Origin of the sequence: Cellulosimicrobium cellulans (assembly GCF_016907755.1) — a bacterium.
Taxonomy (GTDB): Bacteria; Actinomycetota; Actinomycetes; order Actinomycetales; family Cellulomonadaceae; genus Cellulosimicrobium; species Cellulosimicrobium cellulans_D.
Genome location: NZ_JAFBCN010000001.1, coordinates 4,130,453 through 4,148,090 on the forward strand (window position 1 = coordinate 4,130,453; position 17,638 = coordinate 4,148,090).

General features: G+C 74.2%; 15 protein-coding genes. 5 read left to right on the plus strand and 10 right to left on the minus strand.

The annotated features are described in order from the left end of the window. Positions 1 to 13: 13 nt before the first annotated feature. From JOE63_RS17865 to JOE63_RS17880, 4 genes are all read right to left on the minus strand, one after another. Positions 14 to 1,033: a TatD family hydrolase gene (locus JOE63_RS17865; RefSeq protein ID WP_204542862.1), complete on the minus strand. Its 1,020-nt coding sequence runs from the start codon at positions 1,031 to 1,033 to the stop codon at positions 14 to 16. A 2-nt stretch (positions 1,034 to 1,035) separates the two neighbouring features. Continuing rightward, positions 1,036 to 2,829, minus strand: coding sequence for a methionine--tRNA ligase (gene metG, locus JOE63_RS17870; RefSeq protein WP_087469749.1), 1,794 nt, complete (start codon positions 2,827 to 2,829; stop codon positions 1,036 to 1,038). A 243-nt stretch (positions 2,830 to 3,072) separates the two neighbouring features. Then, the gene (locus tag JOE63_RS17875) at positions 3,073 to 4,356 is read right to left on the minus strand and encodes a G5 domain-containing protein (RefSeq protein WP_307840203.1); all 1,284 of its coding nucleotides are present in this window, start codon (positions 4,354 to 4,356) and stop codon (positions 3,073 to 3,075) included. A gap of 371 nt (positions 4,357 to 4,727) precedes the next feature. Further along, positions 4,728 to 5,993 (minus strand): PQQ-dependent sugar dehydrogenase, encoded by a 1,266-nt coding sequence (locus tag JOE63_RS17880; protein ID WP_204542864.1) that lies wholly within the window; start codon positions 5,991 to 5,993, stop codon positions 4,728 to 4,730. Positions 5,994 to 6,122: 129 nt separating this feature from the next. Between JOE63_RS17880 and JOE63_RS17885 the strand changes: the two genes are divergently transcribed. Continuing rightward, positions 6,123 to 6,557 carry a phage holin family protein gene (locus JOE63_RS17885; protein WP_087469752.1) on the plus strand — a complete coding sequence of 145 codons (435 nt, stop codon included), beginning with the start codon at positions 6,123 to 6,125 and terminating at the stop codon, positions 6,555 to 6,557. Positions 6,558 to 6,560: 3 nt separating this feature from the next. Here the strand turns inward: JOE63_RS17885 and JOE63_RS17890 are convergent, their stop codons facing one another. Together JOE63_RS17890 and JOE63_RS17895 are read right to left on the minus strand one after the other, a co-directional pair. Further along, positions 6,561 to 7,742: an aminotransferase class I/II-fold pyridoxal phosphate-dependent enzyme gene (locus JOE63_RS17890; protein WP_087469753.1), complete on the minus strand. Its 1,182-nt coding sequence runs from the start codon at positions 7,740 to 7,742 to the stop codon at positions 6,561 to 6,563. 142 nt (positions 7,743 to 7,884) lie between these two features. Further along, positions 7,885 to 8,349: a MarR family winged helix-turn-helix transcriptional regulator gene (locus JOE63_RS17895; protein ID WP_204542866.1), complete on the minus strand. Its 465-nt coding sequence runs from the start codon at positions 8,347 to 8,349 to the stop codon at positions 7,885 to 7,887. Positions 8,350 to 8,479: 130 nt separating this feature from the next. Here JOE63_RS17895 and JOE63_RS17900 point away from each other — a divergent pair, with 130 nt between their 5' ends. After that, positions 8,480 to 9,079 carry an isochorismatase family protein gene (locus tag JOE63_RS17900; RefSeq protein ID WP_204542868.1) on the plus strand — a complete coding sequence of 200 codons (600 nt, stop codon included), beginning with the start codon at positions 8,480 to 8,482 and terminating at the stop codon, positions 9,077 to 9,079. 25 nt (positions 9,080 to 9,104) lie between these two features. Here JOE63_RS17900 and rsmI read toward each other — a convergent pair whose 3' ends face one another. Continuing rightward, on the minus strand, positions 9,105 to 9,995 hold the full coding sequence (gene rsmI / locus JOE63_RS17905; RefSeq protein WP_204542870.1) for a 16S rRNA (cytidine(1402)-2'-O)-methyltransferase: 891 nt from the start codon (positions 9,993 to 9,995) through the stop codon (positions 9,105 to 9,107). Between the two features lie 34 nt (positions 9,996 to 10,029). Between rsmI and JOE63_RS17910 the strand changes: the two genes are divergently transcribed. Further along, positions 10,030 to 11,820, plus strand: a complete 1,791-nt coding sequence (locus JOE63_RS17910; protein WP_204542872.1) for a dolichyl-phosphate-mannose--protein mannosyltransferase — start codon at positions 10,030 to 10,032, stop codon at positions 11,818 to 11,820. Positions 11,821 to 11,824: 4 nt separating this feature from the next. On the opposite strand, the gene JOE63_RS17915 is transcribed toward JOE63_RS17910, so the two are convergent. Further along, positions 11,825 to 13,321, minus strand: coding sequence for a family 20 glycosylhydrolase (locus tag JOE63_RS17915; RefSeq protein WP_204542874.1), 1,497 nt, complete (start codon positions 13,319 to 13,321; stop codon positions 11,825 to 11,827). Between the two features lie 97 nt (positions 13,322 to 13,418). Continuing rightward, on the minus strand, positions 13,419 to 15,047 hold the full coding sequence (locus tag JOE63_RS17920) for a hypothetical protein (protein ID WP_204542876.1): 1,629 nt from the start codon (positions 15,045 to 15,047) through the stop codon (positions 13,419 to 13,421). A gap of 189 nt (positions 15,048 to 15,236) precedes the next feature. Between JOE63_RS17920 and JOE63_RS17925 the strand changes: the two genes are divergently transcribed. Further along, positions 15,237 to 15,755: a DUF4190 domain-containing protein gene (locus JOE63_RS17925; protein ID WP_087469760.1), complete on the plus strand. Its 519-nt coding sequence runs from the start codon at positions 15,237 to 15,239 to the stop codon at positions 15,753 to 15,755. A 79-nt stretch (positions 15,756 to 15,834) separates the two neighbouring features. Here JOE63_RS17925 and JOE63_RS17930 read toward each other — a convergent pair whose 3' ends face one another. Next, positions 15,835 to 16,686 carry a formylglycine-generating enzyme family protein gene (locus tag JOE63_RS17930; RefSeq protein ID WP_374059071.1) on the minus strand — a complete coding sequence of 284 codons (852 nt, stop codon included), beginning with the start codon at positions 16,684 to 16,686 and terminating at the stop codon, positions 15,835 to 15,837. Between the two features lie 99 nt (positions 16,687 to 16,785). Between JOE63_RS17930 and JOE63_RS17935 the strand changes: the two genes are divergently transcribed. After that, positions 16,786 to 17,610 carry a DUF4253 domain-containing protein gene (locus JOE63_RS17935; protein WP_204542880.1) on the plus strand — a complete coding sequence of 275 codons (825 nt, stop codon included), beginning with the start codon at positions 16,786 to 16,788 and terminating at the stop codon, positions 17,608 to 17,610. The last annotated feature ends 28 nt before the right edge of the window (positions 17,611 to 17,638 follow it).

Sequence of the window (17,638 nt, forward strand, 5' to 3'; positions counted from 1 at the left end):
CGCCGTGCCTGCGTCACCAGGGCCCGTAGACCGCGACCGACGTCGCGGCGAGCCGCGCGCAGACGTCCGCGAGCGGCAGGTCCACCACCTCGGCGACCGTACGCACGGTCGTCGGCAGCACGTACGGGGCGTTGGGACGACCCCGGTACGGGTGCGGCGTGAGGTACGGCGCGTCCGTCTCGACCAGGACCTGCCCGAGCGGCACCTCCCGCAGCGCGGCCCGGAGCTCGTCGTTGGCGCGGAACGTCACCGGTCCCGCGAAGGACAGGAACCAGCCCTGCTCCGCGCAGAACCGGGCCATCGCCGCGTCGCCCGAGTAGCAGTGGAAGACTGTCCGCTCCGGGGCACCGTCCCGCGCGAGCACGTCGAGCACCTCGGCGTGGGCGTCGCGGTCGTGGATCTGCAGCGCGAGCCCCAGCTCCTTGGCGAGCGCGACGTGCGCGCGGAACGCCTCACGCTGTACAGCCTCGCCCTGCGACCCTGTACGGAACAGGTCCATCCCCGTCTCGCCGATCGCCCGCACGCGGTCGTTGCCGCGCGCGATCGCCGCGATCTCGGCGACGGCGTCGTCGAGCGCGACGTCGTGGTGCGCCTGCGGGTCGGGCAAGAGCCCGTCCGGCCCCACCTCCCGCACCCCGCCGTGCAGCACCGCCTCGTTCGGATGGACGGCGACGGCCCCGAGCAGCCGCCCACGGTCGGCCGCCGCCTCGCCGAGCGTGGGGTCGTCGCCCGTCACCACCCCCGGACGGGCAGGAACCCCCTGCTCAGCCGGGGCGTCCGCCTGTTTCCAGGCCGCGGGGACACCGCGCAGGAGGGCGTCGGTCCAGCGGGCCGACGGCAGGTCGCAGCCGACCTGCACCAGGCGGTCCACCCCCGCGGCGGCCGCGCGCGCGAGGTGGTCCGCGACGCTCGGTGCAGGGACGTCGTCGGGCAGGACGTGAGGGATCGAGTCGAGGTGCGTGTGGTTGTCGACCACCGGGACCGGCAGCGGCTCCGGGTCGGGCGGCCACCCGCGCTCGCGCTGCTTCGCCACGGTCAGGCGGTCTCGCGCAGGCGGTCCAGCTCCTCCTCGACGATCGAGTCGTCGAGCTTGGTGAACACCGGCGTCGGCTTGCCCACCGGTGTGCCCGGCACGACGGCCTTCGGCTCCCACGTCGCCAGGCCCTCGGCCCGGTAGTCGCCCGTGATGACCGGGTAGTGCCGCGAGTCGTCGTCGAGGTCCGTCACCTCGTCGATGCGCGGCTGCGGCGTGATCGTGCCCGTCCCGCCGAACGCCTCGTGCACCTGCTGCGCCGAGTGCGGGAGGAACGGGGACAGGATCGTGTTGAGGTCGCTGACCGCCTGGGTCACGGTGTGCAGCACGGTCGCGAGGCGGTCCGGGTCCGTCTTGAGCTTCCAGGGCTCGGTGTCGGACACGTACTTGTTCACCTCGCCGACCGTCTTCATCGCCTCCGCGACGGCCGCGCGCTGGCGGTGCGTCGCGATGAGCTCGCCCACCCGGCCGAACGCGGTCGTCGTCGTGGCGAGGACGCCCTCGTCGATCGGCTGGCGCTGTCCCGGCTCCGGGATCGCCCCGAAGTTCTTGTGGACCAGGTTCGCCGTGCGGTTCACGAGGTTGCCCCAGCCCGCGACGAGCTCGTCGTTCGTGCGGCGCTGGAAGTCCGCCCACGTGAAGTCGACGTCCTGCGTCTCCGGACCCGCCGACGCGACGTAGTACCGGAACGCGTCCGGCTGGTAGCGGGCCAGCATGTCGCGCACGTAGATCACGAGACCGCGCGACGACGAGAACTTCTGCCCCTCGACGTTGAGGAACTCGCTCGAGACGACCTCGGTCGGCAGCTGCAGGTTCCCGTACGCCCCCGGTGCCCCGCCCTTGTTCCCCCGGCCGTCGTAGCCGAGCAGCTCGGCCGGCCAGATCTGGGAGTGGAACGTGATGTTGTCCTTGCCCATGAAGTAGTACGACCGCGCCTCGGGGTCGTTCCAGAACGCGCGCCACGCGTCCGGGTCGCCGCTGCGCCGCGCCCACTCGATCGAGGCCGACAGGTAGCCGATTACCGCGTCGAACCACACGTAGAGGCGCTTGCTCGGGTTGGACTCCCAGCCTTCCAGCGGGACGGGGATCCCCCAGTCGATGTCGCGCGTCATGGCGCGCGGGCGCACGTCGTCGAGCAGGTTGAGCGAGAACTTCAGGACGTTCGGGCGCCACTCGGTACGCGTGCGCAGCCAGTCCCCCAGCGCGTCGACGAACGCCGGCAGGTCGAGGAAGAAGTGGTTCGACTCGACGAACTTGGGCGTCTCGCCGTTGATCCGGCTGTGCGGGTTGATCAGGTCGATCGCGTCGAGCTGGTTGCCGCAGTTGTCGCACTGGTCGCCGCGCGCGCCGTCGTAGCCGCAGATGGGGCACGTGCCCTCGATGTAGCGGTCCGGCAGCGTGCGGCCCGTCGACGGCGAGATCGCGCCCATGGTCGTCTGCTCGACCATGTACCCGTTCTTGTGGACCGTGCGGAACATCTCCTGCACGACGGCGTAGTGGTTGCGCGTCGTGGTGCGCGTGAACAGGTCGTACGACAGCCCGAGCTGGTGCAGGTCCTCGACGATGACGCGGTTGTACCGGTCCGCGAGCTCCTGGGGCGTCACGCCCTCCTTGTCCGCCTGCACGAGGATGGGCGTCCCGTGCTCGTCGGTGCCCGAGACCATGAGGACGTCGTGACCCGCCATGCGCATGTGCCGGCTGAAGACGTCCGACGGGACACCGAAACCTGCGACGTGGCCGATGTGGCGCGGCCCGTTGGCATACGGCCACGCCACGGCCGAGAGGATGTGGGTCATGGTGCCCGATCCTAGTCGGCCGACGCACCCGCCTGCGGGGCGTCTCGTGCGGGAAGCGCGGCTCCGGGTGCGCCACGGGGAGGATGCGGCGGGTCTACCATCCGCCGCTCGTGCCTCGCGGCTCCCGCCAGGCCCGCCACGACCCGCCGCATCCTCCCCGCGCCGCACCCTCGGCGTTCGACTCACCGTCGACGCTGGTCCCGCTCGCCCCGACAAGAGCGGACGGGACCGGAGCCGGGCGGCTCAGTACCAGTTGGTGGCTTGCGAGTGGGACCACGCGCCGCACGGCGAGCCGTACGAGCCGGCGATGTAGTCCAGGCCCCAGGCGATCTGCGTCGCGGGGTTGGTCGCCCAGTCGGCGCCCTTGCTCGCCATCTTCGAGCCGGGGAGCGACTGCGGGATGCCGTAGGCGCTCGACGTCGGGTTGTCCGCCGTCGGGTTCCAGTTGGACTCCTTGGTCCACAGCTTCTCGAGGCACGTCCACTGCGACCCGGTCCAGCCGCGCGCGGCGGCCATGGCCTGCCCGATCGCGCGCGGGTCCTTCGGGCGCTCCTGCGTGCCGGTGACGACGACCTCGTCCACGGGCGCGGTCGTGACCTCCTGCGAGAGCTGCTCGCGCGACTCCTCGACGCCGTCCACGAGGGTGACCTCGAACGTCGTCGTGGTCACGCCGTCGGCCCCGGCCTGGGCGACGGCGGACTCGTCGGTGTACCTCGAGCCGTCGGGCTGCTGGACCGTCCCGTGCGGGACGGGCGTCGCCATCTGCTGCTGCTCGACGACGACGCGCTGGACGACGAGCGAGACCGTCGGCGCGCCCGGCTCGGCCGCGTCGACGCGCTGGACGCTCACGCGGTCGAGCTCGCCGAGCGCGATGCCCTGCTGCTCGAGGATCGCGGGGATGCCGATGCTGCCGTCGGGGGCGACCGTGGTCTCGCCGTCCGCGACGACGTTCACCGGGCCGTCGGTGTCGAGGCGCAGGTCGAGCGACGCGCGCTCACCGGACCGCGACGCGACGAGGCGCACGTCGCCGCCGCGCTCGGCGAGCGTCTCGAGCGCCTCGTCCGCGTCGAGCGCGGTGAGCCAGACGTCGGACTGCTCGCCGTCGGTCTGGACGGTGACCTGCTTGCCGAGGCGCACCACGACCTCGTCGCCGTCGTCGAGGGCCGACGCGGGGTCGGGTGCGACCTGGTCGCGCGCGCCGACCTCGACGCCGGCCGCGTCGAGCGCGCCGGACACCGAGCCGGCGAGCGTGCTGACGGTCGTCAGCTCGCCGTCGACGTCGATGGTCACGGTCTTGCTGGCCTCGCCGTACGCGACGGCGCCCGAGCCGACGAGCACGACGGCGGTGGCCGCTCCGACGACGGACCAGCGGCGTCGACGCGTCGTGCGCAGGGTCCGCGCGGAGCGGGCGGCGCGACGGCTGGGCGTCTCGGCGGTCTCGAGAGCGGTCTCGGTGAGGGTGGCGTCCGAGGCGTCGGTCTCGACGTCACGGTTCTGGGGCGCGCGGGAGCGGAAGGGGTTGTGCACTCTGGTCCAGTCGTCGGGGGTCCCGGGCACGGGGGTCGACGGCGCACGCGCGCCCCGGGGCGCTCCGCACCGCGGCGCGGGCGTCACCCGGTTCGACCAGCCGATCCGGCCGTCCTGCGGACCCCCGGCACCCTGGGTGCCCTGTGGAGACCGCGTCCCACGGCCGGCCATTACACCTGTCCCCGGTGAGCGGCAACGCGAGACACTCGACCGTAACCGATTCGTTATCACGCTCCAAACCGACTGGTCAGCCCGCACGTCCACCCACATCGACCCGTCCGTCTCAGATCGGCCTCCCGAGGGTCGATCTCAGTCGCTCGGGCGGACCTGCGACAGCGATCCCCCCGGCACCTTGCAGGCTCGCGACGGCGTCATCCCGCGGGAGCCACCACGACCCGCAGCAGCCGGTCGTCGCCGGCGCGCGGGTCCCCGCGTCCGTCGGTGTTGTTGGTCAGCACGTACAGCACGGAGCTCCCGTCGTCCCCGAGCGGCGTCGCCGGGTCGACGAGGACGGCGCGCAACCGACCCCGGTCCGTGAGCAACGCCTGGGGCGGGCCGAACGCGTCGGCCGACCCCCCGGCGTCAGGAGTCGCGAACGGCACACGCCACAGGGTCTGGCCTCGCAGCCCCGCCAGGTACGCGCCCTCGCGGGTCACGGCCAGCCCGCTGGGCGAGGCGTCCGACGTCGACCACGTCGCCACCGGGTCCACGAACCCCGACACGGCGCCGCCCACCCCCTCGACCTCCGGCCAGCCGTAGTTCCCGCCGGGCACGACGACGTTGAGCTCGTCGAACGTGTCCTGGCCGAACTCCGACGCGAGCATCCGGCCCGTCACGTCCCACGCGACGCCCTGGACGTTGCGGTGCCCCAGGCTCCACACGGGCGACGCCGGGTCCGGGTTCCCCGGCGCCGGCGCGCCGTCCACCGTCAGACGCAGGATCTTGCCGTTGAGCGCGCCCGCGACCTGCGCCGCGCCGCGCTGCTGCGCGTCCCCCGTCGTCACGTAGAGGTAGCCGTCGGGCCCGAACGCGAGCCGGCCGCCGTCGTGCGTGGACGCCGCGGGGACGCCCTGCAGGATCGGGGCGAGGGCCGACAGCTCGCGGCCGGCGAGCGTCCCCCGCAGGACCTCGTTGCCGCCGTCAGCGGTCCGGTAGACGAACACCTCCCCCGGCGCCGCGCTGCCCTCGGGCCCGACCGCGACCCCGAGCAGGCCCGACTCGCCCGTCGCGACCGTGCCGTCGCGCAGGTCGTCCGCGCCCGCTCCCGTGACGGGCTCGGCAGCGCCCGACGCCGGGTCCACGACGACGAGGCCGCGCTCGTCGCGCAGCGAGACGAGCAGCGTCCCGTCCGCGAGCGCCGCGAGCCCCCACGGCGCGGGGAGCCCGGTCGCCACCTCGGTCACGTCCACCCGCACCTCGGGCACGACGACGAGGCCGGGACCGGGCGCCGGCGTGGTCGTCTCGACGGACCCGCCGGTCGCGGTGGGCTCGCCGGTCCCGGGGGCGGCCGTCGTGACCGACGGCCCCGGGGCGGGTTCCGGGCCGTCGTCGGGCGTGCACGCCGCGAGCAGCACGACGGCGGCCCCCACCACGACCGCGGGCCACCACCGACGCGCGGTCGACGGGTGGGCAGGCATGGGGCCATCGTCGCGCGCCGCGGGCGCCGTCGCACGGGCCGCGCTCCCCGCGCACGACGGCGGATCCGCGCCACACTGGAGACAAGGAGGCGGGTCCTCCCGCCTCACCGGCCCCAAGGGAGGGGCGCCATGAACCCGAAGGTGCTCAGCTTCGTCGTCGCCGCGGTCGCGTACGGGGTGACGCTCGTCATCGCCAACCTGGTGCTCGAGGGGATGACCATGAGCTGGCTGTGGGGGCTGGTCGCGGTCGCGCTCTTCACCGTGACGATCACCCTGCTGCGGCCGCTCGTGGTGCGGCTGCTCGGCAAGCACGTCCACGGCTGGACGTGGACGCTGGGGATCGTCACCGTGCTCGGCTCGCTCGTCGTCACCACGTTGCTGTCCCCGTCGAGCGGCTTCGACATCGACGGCTTCTGGACCTGGGTGTGGGCGACGCTCATCGTCTGGGTCGGCACGGTCGTGTACGACCTCGTCGACGACCGCGCCGTCGCCGCGGCGGGGCGTCAGGTCGACAGGTACCAGGGCCGGCACGGGCGGACGCCGCCCACGGCGGCGCCCGCCTGACCGTCAGAGGCGGGTCAGGCCGCGCTTGAGGCCGCGGATCGCCTGGCCGATGCGGTGCTCGTTCTCGATGAGCGCGAACCGCACGAACTCGTCGCCCCCCGGGCCGAACCCGACGCCCGGGGAGACGGCGACGTCGCACTCCTCGACGAGGTGCGTCGCGAACTCGATCGAGCCCATGTCGCGGTACGGCTCGGGGATCCGGGCCCACGCGAACATCGTGCCGCCGGGCTTGTGGATGTCCCAGCCGATGCGCTGCAGGCCGTCGTACAGGGCGTCGCGACGCGACGCGTAGACGGACGAGATCTCCTGCGGGAACTCCGTCGCCTCGTTGAGCGTGACGGTCGCGGCGATCTGGATGGGCTGGAACGTGCCGTAGTCGAGGTAGCTCTTGAGCTTCGCGAGCGCCCCGACGACGTCGCGGCGCCCCACGAGGAACGCGACGCGCCAGCCCGCCATGGAGAACGACTTCGTCATGGAGTACAGCTCGACCGCGACCTCGCGCGCGCCCTCGCACTGCATGATCGACGGCGGCTCGAACCCGTCGAACGTCATGTCCGCGTACGCGAGGTCGTGCACGAGCACGACGTCCTTGTCCCGCGCCCAGTCGACGAGGCGCTGCAGGTCCTCCTTGGTCGCGACCGTCGTCGTCGGGTTGTGCGGGAACGACAGGACCACGACGCGCGGCTTGGGCCAGCCGAGCTCCCACGCCTCGATGATCCGGTCGATGTACCCCGCGGCGTCGGTCCCGTCGCCGATGGGGACCTGGCGCGCGTCGGCGCCCGCGAAGTAGGGACCCCAGATGTGGATGGGGTAGCTCGGCGTGGGGACGAGCGCGACGTCGCCCGGCTGCAGCAGCACCCACATGAGGTGGCTGAAGCCCTCCTTGGCGCCGATGGTCGAGATGATCTCGGTGTCCGGGTCGAGGCTCACGCCGAACCGGCGCTGGTACAGGCCCGCGACGGCCTCGCGGAGCTTGGGGATGCCGCGCGACGCGGAGTAGCGGTGGTTGCGCGAGTTCTGGGCGGCCTCGGCGAGCTTGTCGACCGCGATCTGCGGGCTGGGCAGGTCGGGGTTGCCGAACCCGAGGTCGACGACGTCGCGGCCCGCTCGGCGTGCCTCGATCTTGAGCCCGTCGATGATGGTGAAGACGTAGGGCGGCAGACCGGGGATCCGGCGGAACTCCATCGCAGTGCTCCAGCTCTGTGCGGCGCGCCCGGGCGCGGAGGTGCGCGCGGGTCGCGGGTCTCGCAGGGTACGCCTGCTGCCGGACGCCGCGCGTCGTGTCTCGTCGCGGCGACGTCCCGGCCGCCCGTCGTGGGAGCGGAGCTCAGCCGTCCCAGCCGAGGTTGCGCGCCATGCGCTCGAGCGTCGCGACAGTCTGGGCGTACTCCGCGCGGCTGATGCCGTCGGCGACCCGCTCGCGCGAGACCGACACGGCGTCGAGGAGGTCGTGGTACGCGTGGTTCCCGGCGACGGTCACCGACAGGCCGCCCGAGGCGTCGCGCGCGACCCAGCCGCGGCGCACGAGGTCGTCGATCTCCGCCGTCACGGCGCTCGCCCCGTGCCCGGCCACCGGGGCCGCCCCGGTGAACGGGGACAGCACGCCGTCGACGCTCGTCTCCTGGCTCACGCCGTCCCGGATCGTGTTGAGCACCTGCCAGTGCCGGCGCGTGAGCCCCGAGTGCTGGAACACGCCGTCGAAGCTCTCGTCGATGAGCCGGTCCACGAGCTTGAGCCAGTACCCGATCGGGCGCTCCGGCGGGCCGGTCGGCGGGGTCGCGGCGTCGCTCATCGGGTACCTCCCGGGTGCTCGGGTCACGGCTGCTCCCACTCTCGCACCCGCGCGGGGGACGCGCCCGGCGGGCCCGGCGCTCCGTCCGGGCGCTCCCCCGCTGCCCGGTCCCGGGTGGCAGAGTGGGCGCATGAGCGAGCACACCCCCGCGCCACGCCGGGCCCTCATCGTCGTCGACGTCCAGCCCACGTTCTGCGAGGGCGGCGAGCTGGGGGTCGAGGGCGGGAACGCCGTCGCGCAGCGCATCGCCGACCACGCGCGCGAGCACCGCGACGCCTACGACCTCGTCGTCACGACCCAGGACTGGCACGTGGACCCGGGCGAGCACTGGAGCCCGCAGCCCGACTTCGTCGACACGTGGCCCCCGCACGGCATCGCGGGCACCCCGAACGCCGAGCTCCACCCCGCGCTGGCCGACCTCGCGCCCGACGCCGGGGTCAAGAAGGGCGAGTACCAGGCCGCGTACTCCGGGTTCGAGGGGGTCGACGTCGGCGGCCGGCCGCTCGTGGACGTCCTGCGCGACGCCGGGATCGACGCGGTCGACGTCGTCGGCATCGCCGAGTCGCACTGCGTGCGCGCGACGGCGCTCGACGCCCACGCGCTCGGCCTCGCCACCCGGGTCCTCACCGACCTCACGGTGCCGGTCACGCCCGAGCTCGGCGCCGCGGCGCGCGAGGAGCTCGCCGCGGCGGGCGTCGCGCTCGAGCCGAGCACCGCCGTCGGGCGCTGACGGCGCTGGGGGCGCTGGAGGTCGGTCAGCGGCGCCGTGCCTCCAGGGCCGCAGCGTAGAGGTCGCGCTTGGGCACGCCGGCGTCCTGCGCGACGTCCGCGACGACGTCCTTGAGCCGCTCCCCGCCATCGACGCGCGCGAGGACGTCCGGCACGAGCTCGGCGAGCGGGACCGGGCCGCGGGGCGGCGCCCCGCCGACGACGACGCAGATCTCCCCCCGGAGCTGCTCCTCGGCGGCGCGCTCCGCGAGCGCGGCGAGGGGTCCGCGCAGCACCTCCTCGTAGGTCTTGGTGAGCTCGCGCGCGACGGCGGCCGAACGGTCCGCGCCGAACGCCTCGGCCATCGCGGCGAGCGTCTCCGCCACCCGGTGCGGCGCCTCGAAGAACACGAGCGTGCGCGGCTCGTCGGCGAGCGCGGCGAGCGCGCGCGACCGGTCGCCCGCCTTGCGCGGCAGGAACCCCTCGAAGCAGAAGCGGTCCGTCGGGAGCCCCGACAGCGCGAGGGCCGTGAGCACCGCGCTCGGCCCGGGCGCCGTCGTCACCGGGACCCCGCGCTCCACCGCGCGCGCGACGACGCGGAACCCCGGGTCCGACACGCTCGGCATCCCCGCGTCGGAGACGACGAGCACCGTCCCGCCGCCGTCGACGACGTCGAGCAGGTCGTCCGCACGGTCGGACTCGTTGTGCTCGTGAAAGCTGACGACGCGCCCGCCGACCTGCACGCCCAGCCGGCCTGCGAGCGCGTGCAGCCGGCGCGTGTCCTCCGCCGCGACGACGTCGGCCTCCGCGAGCAGGCGCCGCAGCCGCGGGCTCGCGTCCTCCGCGTTGCCGATCGGGGTGCCGCCCAGCACCAGGTGCCCGGCCTCCCGCGAGGTCGTGGGCCGGTCGGCGTCGGGCGCGTCGGTCGAGGAGGACATGGTTCCCAGGGTTCCACACCCGTGTGCCCCTACGATGGCCAGCGTGTCCCAGCCGCCCGCCGACGCGCACCCCGGGCCCCGGCCCGCGTCCGACGCCCCCGACGACCGCTCGGACGACGCCGGGACCCGACCGCCGCCCGACGCCGAGGCGTCCGACCTGTCGGAGGACTCGGCCGCCGAGTCGCCGGGCGAGACGGCGAGCGAGCGAGCCGACGAGACAGCGGGCTCCGAGCCCGACGCCGCGTCCGACCTGACGCACCGCGAGCGCCTCCTGCTCGCCCTCCTCGGGCCGCGGCGTCTGGCCCTGGGGGCGACCGCGCACGACCGCCTGTGGGGGTGGCTCGGGGTCGCGATCGTCGCCGCCGTCGCGGCGGTGCTGCGGCTGTGGAACCTCGGCCGACCGGGCACGCTCGTGTTCGACGAGACGTACTACGTCAAGCAGGCGTGGACGCTGCTGCAGGTCGGGTACGAGGCCGACTGGCCCGACGAGCCGAACCCGGCGTTCGAGGCCGGGGACGTGAGCTCGTTCCTCCCGACCGCCGACTACGTGGTCCACCCGCCGCTCGGCAAGTGGATGATCGCGCTCGGCATGAAGGCGTTCGGCGGTGCCGAGAACCCGTGGTCGTGGCGCATCGCGTCCGCCGTCGTCGGGGTGGTCGCCGTCGTGCTCGTGGCGCGGATCGCACGGCGCCTGTTCGCCTCGACGGCGATGGGGATCGTCGCGGGCGCGCTCATGGCCGTGGACGGCGAGGCGATCGTGCACTCCCGCACCGGCCTGCTCGACAACATGCTCATGGTCTGGGTGCTCGTCGCGTTCGGGTGCCTGCTCCTCGACCGCGAGCAGGCGCGGCGTCGCCTCGCCGACCGCTGCGGCGCGATCCTCGACGCCGGCGGGAAGATCGGTCGCTACGGGCCCGGGCTCGGGTGGCGGTGGTGGCGCTTCACGGCGGCGGTCGCGCTCGGACTCGCGTGCGGGGTCAAGTGGTCGGGGCTGTACTTCCTCGCCGTCTTCGCCGTCGTGTCCGTGCTCTGGGACGCGACGGCGCGGCGCACGGCGGGCGTCGGGCGCTGGTGGGAGGACGCGCTCGTGCGCGACGCGATCCCCGCCGCGCTCGTCATGCTCCCGACGGCGGCGCTCGCCTACCTCGGTGCGTGGACGTCGTGGTTCCGCACCCCCGGGGCGTACATGCGCCAGTGGGCGCTCGACCATCCCGGCGAGGGCGTGCAGTGGCTGCCGCCCGCGCTGCGGTCCCTGTGGGAGTACCACCTCAAGATGTGGGACTTCCACAACGGGCTCACGTCCGAGCACACGTACGAGGCGCACCCGCTCGGGTGGATCCTCCAGTGGCGCCCGACGTCGTTCTACTGGCGCTCCTACGACCCCGGCGAGGCCGGGTGCGAGGTCGAGCGGTGCGCTCGCGCGATCACGTCCCTCGGCAACCCCGTGCTGTGGTGGACGGCGGCGCTCGCGATCCTCGTCGCGCTCTGGGCGCTCGTCCGCCTCAAGGACTGGCGGGCGCTCACCGTCCTCAGCGGGATCGTCGCCGGGTGGGCCCCGTGGTTCCTCTACGCCGAGCGGACCATCTTCACGTTCTACTCGATCGTGTTCACCCCGTGGGTCGTGCTCACGCTCGTGTACGCGATGACGCTCGCGCTCGAACGCACCGAGCACCGCCCGGTCGCGCGGGCGCGCGTGAAGGTGGGGCTCACGGTCCTGCTCACGACGATCGGCGCCGTCAGCGTCTTCTTCTACCCGATCTGGACGGCGTGGCAGGTGCCGTACTGGTTCTGGCGCCTGCACATGTGGCTGCCCACCTGGATCTGACGCGTCACCAGTCGACCTGCGCCGACTCGTGGAACGCGATCCCCGCGCGGCGCCAGGCGTCCGCCTCGCGCGCCACACGACGGCGGTAGTCGTCCCAGTCCTTGCGGTCCGGGGCGGTCCAGCCCACCTCCGCGACGGCGCTCAGGCGCGGCAGGAGCATGGTGAACAGGGCGTCGAGCGTCGGGATCCGCTCGGTCCACACGGCCGCCTCGACGCCCTCGATCGTCTCGGCCGGCAGACCCGGCACGACCTCCTCCGGCTCCCAGTCGTAGGAGTCGCGCACCTCGACGAGGCCCGCCCAGTCCTGCCCCAGGGCAGGGTCGAACTCGGCCGTGTAGCGCATGTCGAGGTAGACGCGGTTCGCCGGCGACAAGATGATGCGCGCCCCGCCCTTCGCGGCGTCGACCAGGTACGTGAGGTCCATGGGGTGCGTGTCCCAGTACTGCACGATCGTGCCCGCGCGCAGCGGGGCCTTCGCGGCCTCCTGCCACGCGACCGGCTTCTTGCCGGCCTCGAGGATCACCCGCTCGCACAGCTCGACGAACCGCGCGTACTCGGCGGGCTCCATCTTCAGCACCTCGTCGCCGCCCAGGTGCACGTGCTCGCCGTCCGTCGCGTGGGCGAGGTCGGTGAAGACGTCGCGCAGGAACGACTCGGTGGCGGGCAGGTCGAACGTGAGGCGCGAGAACCCGACCTCGATGCCGGAGTAGGCGTCGGTCGCGACGCCGTCGGGCATGAGGTCCCCGTAGACGTGCGTCGCCGCGTTGATGTGGCCCGGGACGTCGATCTCCGGCACGACGCGCACGAAGCGCTCCGCCGCGTGGTCCTGCAGCGCGCGGAAGTCCGCGAGCGAGAGGTGCCCGCCCTTCCCGCCGGACGTGTCGCTCCCCGAGGAGAGCTTGGCGAGCTCGGGCCGGGACGGCGACTCGATGCGCCAGCCCTGGTCGTCCGTGAGGTGCAGGTGGAGCACGTTGAGCTTGTACGCCGCCGCGACGTCGATCACCGCACGCAGCGCGTCGAGACCGAAGAACGTCCGCGCGAGGTCCACGGACAGGCCGCGCCAGGGGTAGCGGGGCGCGTCGTGCACGACGACGTGGGGCACCCGTGCGGGCTCGTCGCCGGGACCGGGGGCTTCGACGAGCTGCCGCAGCGTCTGCACCGCGTGGAGCAGACCGGCGGGCTCGGCGGCGGTCGCGGTGACACCGCCCTGGTCGACGACCAGGCTGTACCGCTCCGGGCTCGTGGAGCCGTCCGGACCGGCCGCATCGTCGATCCGGAGCACGAGCGCGGTGGGGGTCGCGACGCCCGCCGCGGCACCGCCGGACGCCGGGTCGTCGTGCGTCGCGACGACGCCGTCGACGCCGCTCAGGAGCGTCGCGGCCAGGTCCCCGAGCCACGGGGCGGTCCGCTCGAGACCGAGCGCGTGGACCTCCAGCGTGGTGGCGGGGACGTGTCCCCCACGGGGCTCGACCTGCAGGGGCTGGGGGATGACCGAGACCATCGGGTACCTCGTCGTCTGGGGCTGGGATCGAATCGATTCGGCTTTTGCGAGCGCCACACCCTAACCCGCGTCAGCAGGGACGGCCAAGCGCCTCGGGTCAGTGCGAGGGCGCGACGTAGCGCGGACTCGGGTCCAGGCCGAGCACGCCCTCGACGTCGCGGGCCGGGTCCGAGGAACCGGTGGTCCACCCGCCGACCAACCCCTGCGGCAGGCCGTCGAGCAGCACGCCCCACTCGCGGACGCGCGCGCCGTAACCGTCGCCGGACGTGGGCTGCAGCACGACCGCCGTCTCGCCGGCCCCCAGGTCGAGGCCTGCCACGTCGCGGATCGCGTCCGCGTCGGAGCGCTGCAGCACGACGAGCTTCTGCGGGAGCCCGGACGTGCGCACGACCTCCCCCACCGCGCCGATCGCGGCACCCAGCTCGTCCGCGTCCACGGTGCCGTTCGGGACGTCCTCGCCGCGACGGGCATCGACGTCCAGGACGACCCCCACGGTCGGGCGGGCGAGCACGTCCGCGTACTCGGCCACCTGCTCGTCGAAGGTCGCGCGCCCCGGCTCGAACCGCAGGACGACCAGCACCCCCGCCGCCGCGGCGGCGTCCACCAGCGGCAACAGCTCGTCGGCAGGGATCTCCGTCGAGTAGTCGCGGTCCGTCCCCGCGCTCGACGACGCCCGGGTCGCGGGGACCTCGAGAACCGGCACCACGACCTCGTCCGGGGCCGCCTCCACGTACGCGGCCGCCGCGTCCTGCGCGCGCGTGACGGCGTCGGACACGGACCGCTCCCCCACCGCCACGAGCCCGGACGTCACCGCGTCCGCCTCGACCGCCACGTACCGCACCCCGTCGGCGAGCACGAGCTGCGACCCGCTCGGGAGCAGGGCGCCGGCCTCGGCCGTGCGCAGCCGCCACGCGAGGTCGTCCGCGGACCCGAAGCTCGCCCCGATGCCCACGACCGCGAGCGCCTTCGCGGCCGCGAGCGCGTCGACGACCTCCGCCGAGGACCGCGGGTCGCCCTGTGGCACCTCGAGCGGCACCGCCCCGGCCGCGCGGGCCGTCGCGATGGCCGCGGACTGCGGGCCGCCGGGCGCGTCGAGGCTCCCCGGCTCCGTGAGCGCGAGGACCTCCGTGAGCGTCTCCGGCTCGCCGCGCTCGGGGAGCGCGGCGCGGACGTCGTCGAGGTCGTGCTCGTCGAGCGTCCCGTCCGCGCGGAGCGCGCCGACGTCGAGCAGGACCTGCTCGACGCCCTCGACGTCACCCACCGTCGCACGCTGGGGCGCCTCGTCGGCGTCCTCCTCCTGCCCGGGCGGGGCGTCGGCCTCACCGACCTCGACGACGGCGGCCGTGCCGAGCCGGGCGAGCTCCGTGCGCAGCCCGCCGTCGGAGATCCCCCCACCGACCAGGAGGACGGGGGCGGCGAGCTCGACCGCCGCGGCGGCCGCCACGGCCCGCGCGGCCTCGTCGTCGACGACGGCGAGGACGACCACGGGCGCGGACGTGAAGAAGGCCTGGCTGCTCGTCAGCGCGAGCTCCGCCGGGTCGGTCGAGTCCAGCACGAGGACGCCGTCGCCGGGCTCCGCGGCACGCGCGACGAGCCCCGTCTCGCCCGAGGAAGGTCCGTCGGCCTTCGCCGTCTCCGCGGCACAGCCACCGAGCACCGCAACGGTGCCGAGGCTGAGGACGACGGGGAGGGCGACAGGGACGAATCGGACCTTCCGAGAGTTCACGCCCCCATCATCGCGTACGCCGCGCGCCCCGCAGAACGGGGGATGTGGAGGAGTCGTGACGGTCGGCCCGTCGGGTGGACGCCCGCCGGTGGGGTGACCCGTGTTCGGGACGCGCCGCGGGCGCACGGGACGCCCGGCGTCACCGACCGGCATACTGGCCGGGCCCGAACCCACCGCCGAGGAGATCGCATGTCGACCCCCGACCAGCCCGACCAGAACCCGCAGCAGCCCGGCGGGACGCCCTCCGGACCGCCCGCGTACGGCGCGCCGCAGCCCGGTCAGCCGCAGCAGCCGCCGCAGGCCCCGCAGTACGGCGCCCCGCAGGCACCCCAGTACGGCGCGCCGCAGGCGCCGCAGTACAACGCCCCGCAGGCCGGACCCGTCCCGGGCGGGACGCCCGGGTACCAGGCCCCGGCCCAGGACCCCGGCAAGACGATGGGCATCGTCGGCCTCGTGCTGTCGTTCCTCGGCTGCCTGTCGATCGTGGGCCTGATCCTCAGCATCATCGCCTTCAACAAGTCGAAGAAGGCCGGCTACAAGAACGGCGTCGCCCTCGCGGGCATCATCGTCGGCGCCATCGTGCTCGTGATCTCGATCGTCGTCGGCATCATCCTCGGCGTCACCACGTCCGCACTCCTCGAGAAGTGCGAGGATCTCGGCCCTGGCACGCACTACGAGAACGGCATCGAGTACACCTGCCCGGGCTGACGGGCGACTCGCACGCTCCGCGCGATCCGAGCACGCGCCACGAAGGCCCCCGCCGACCGACGGGGGCCTTCGTCGTCCGTCAGCCCGCGTCCGCGGCGCAGCGGAACCCGAGGTGCGTCGTCGCGCTGTCGTCCGACTGCGGGGACCGGGCCGCGGGCCGGTACCGGCGGCAGTACTCGGGCGCGCACAGGTGCGAGCCGCCCTTCGTGACGCGCACGACCTGCGGTGACGTCGTCGGCGCCAGGAGATTGGGCCGCGCCCCGGCGTCCGGCCCGCGCGTGCCGGGGACGACGTGGCGGGGCGTGAACGTGTCGACCGTCCACTCCCAGGTGTTTCCGACGAGGTCGACCAGCCCGTACGCGTTCGCCGCGTAGGAGCCGACGGGCGACGTCCCGCCCCAGCCCTCGTCGAGGTACGGGAACCGGCCCTGCCAGGTGTTCGCCATCTGCCGCCCGCCCGGCGCGAGCTCGTCGCCCCACGCGTACTCGGCATCCGCCAACCCGCCGCGCGCGGCGCGCTCCCACTCGGCCTCCGTCGGGAGTCGGCGCCCCGCCCACGTCGCGTAGGCCGACGCGTCCTCGAACGCGACGAGCACCACCGGGTGGTCCGGGCGGTCGTCGACGTCGGTCCCCGGTCCCTGCGGCGAGCGCCAGGACGCCCCGGGCTGCCACCGCCACCACTGCCGCCAGTCGCGCAGGTCGACCGGACCCGCCGTCGGGGTGAACACGAGGCCCCCGGGCACCAGGTCCGCCGGGTCGGCCCCCGGGAAGTCGGCCGGGTCGAGCGCGCGCTCCGCGACCGTGACGTACCCCGTGTCCGCGACGAACGCCGCGTACTGCGCGTTCGTCACCGCGTGCCGCTCCAGCAGGAACGGCGCGACCTCCCGGTCGTGCGCCGGCCCCTCCTCGGGGTAGTGGCGGTCGGAACCCATGCGGAACGTCCCGCCGGGGACGGGGACGAGCTCGGTGAGGGCCACGCTGGCCAGCATAAGAGCGCCACCCTGTCGGTGGGACGTCGTACGTTGCGCGTCATGACACCTCACTTTCCCACCCTGCCCGACGACCTCCCGCCCGGGCGCCTCGTGCTCGCCGACGAGAGCGACTGGGCACCGCCCGAGCTCCACGGCACGGCGCTGCTCTGGGTCTCGGACGCACCCGCCCAGGACGCGGGCGAGGTCTGGGCGCGCCTGCGCGGCGCGCACGCGCAGACCGGCCTCGTCCCTCTCCTCCTGGAGCACGACGACGACCACCCGGACGCCTGGGTCGGACGGTGGTCGTTCCCCGAGCCCGCCGAGGTGCTCGACGCCGTCGATCCCGAGACGGCCCTCCGGTCGCTCTGGGACGACCTCCAGGACGACGCGGGATCCGACGCGGACGAGGTGCCCGGGGCGGGAGAACCGAGCGGGCCCTGGCCCGGCCTGGCTCGGCCCGGGCAGGCCGGGGAGGACCCGGAGGCGCTCGCCGACGCCTTCGCCCGCCATCTCCAGGACGACGTCGACCCCTACGGCCGACCGCGACCGTGGAGGCTCGGCCTGGTTCCCGCGCCCGACGGCGCAGGTGCCCTGACCCTCGCCGGCTGGGACGGGCCCTGCAACCACACGAACGACACGGAGCTGGTCTCGGCGGTCCTGCGCTCCTGGGCCGATCGCTTCGGCGCCCGGGTCGTCGGCGTCGGGACGGACACGTTGCTGGTCTCCGTCGCGCGACCGCCCCAGGACCTCGAGCACGCCCGCGCTCTCGCCGTCGAGCACTTCGCCGTCTGCCCCGACAACGTCTGGCAGGGTGCCCACGACACGTTCGACGGGTACGCCCACGCACTCGTCGGGACCCACGCCTGGTCGTTCTGGTGGGACTGAGACGCGCCCTGAGCAGCAGAAAGGGCCG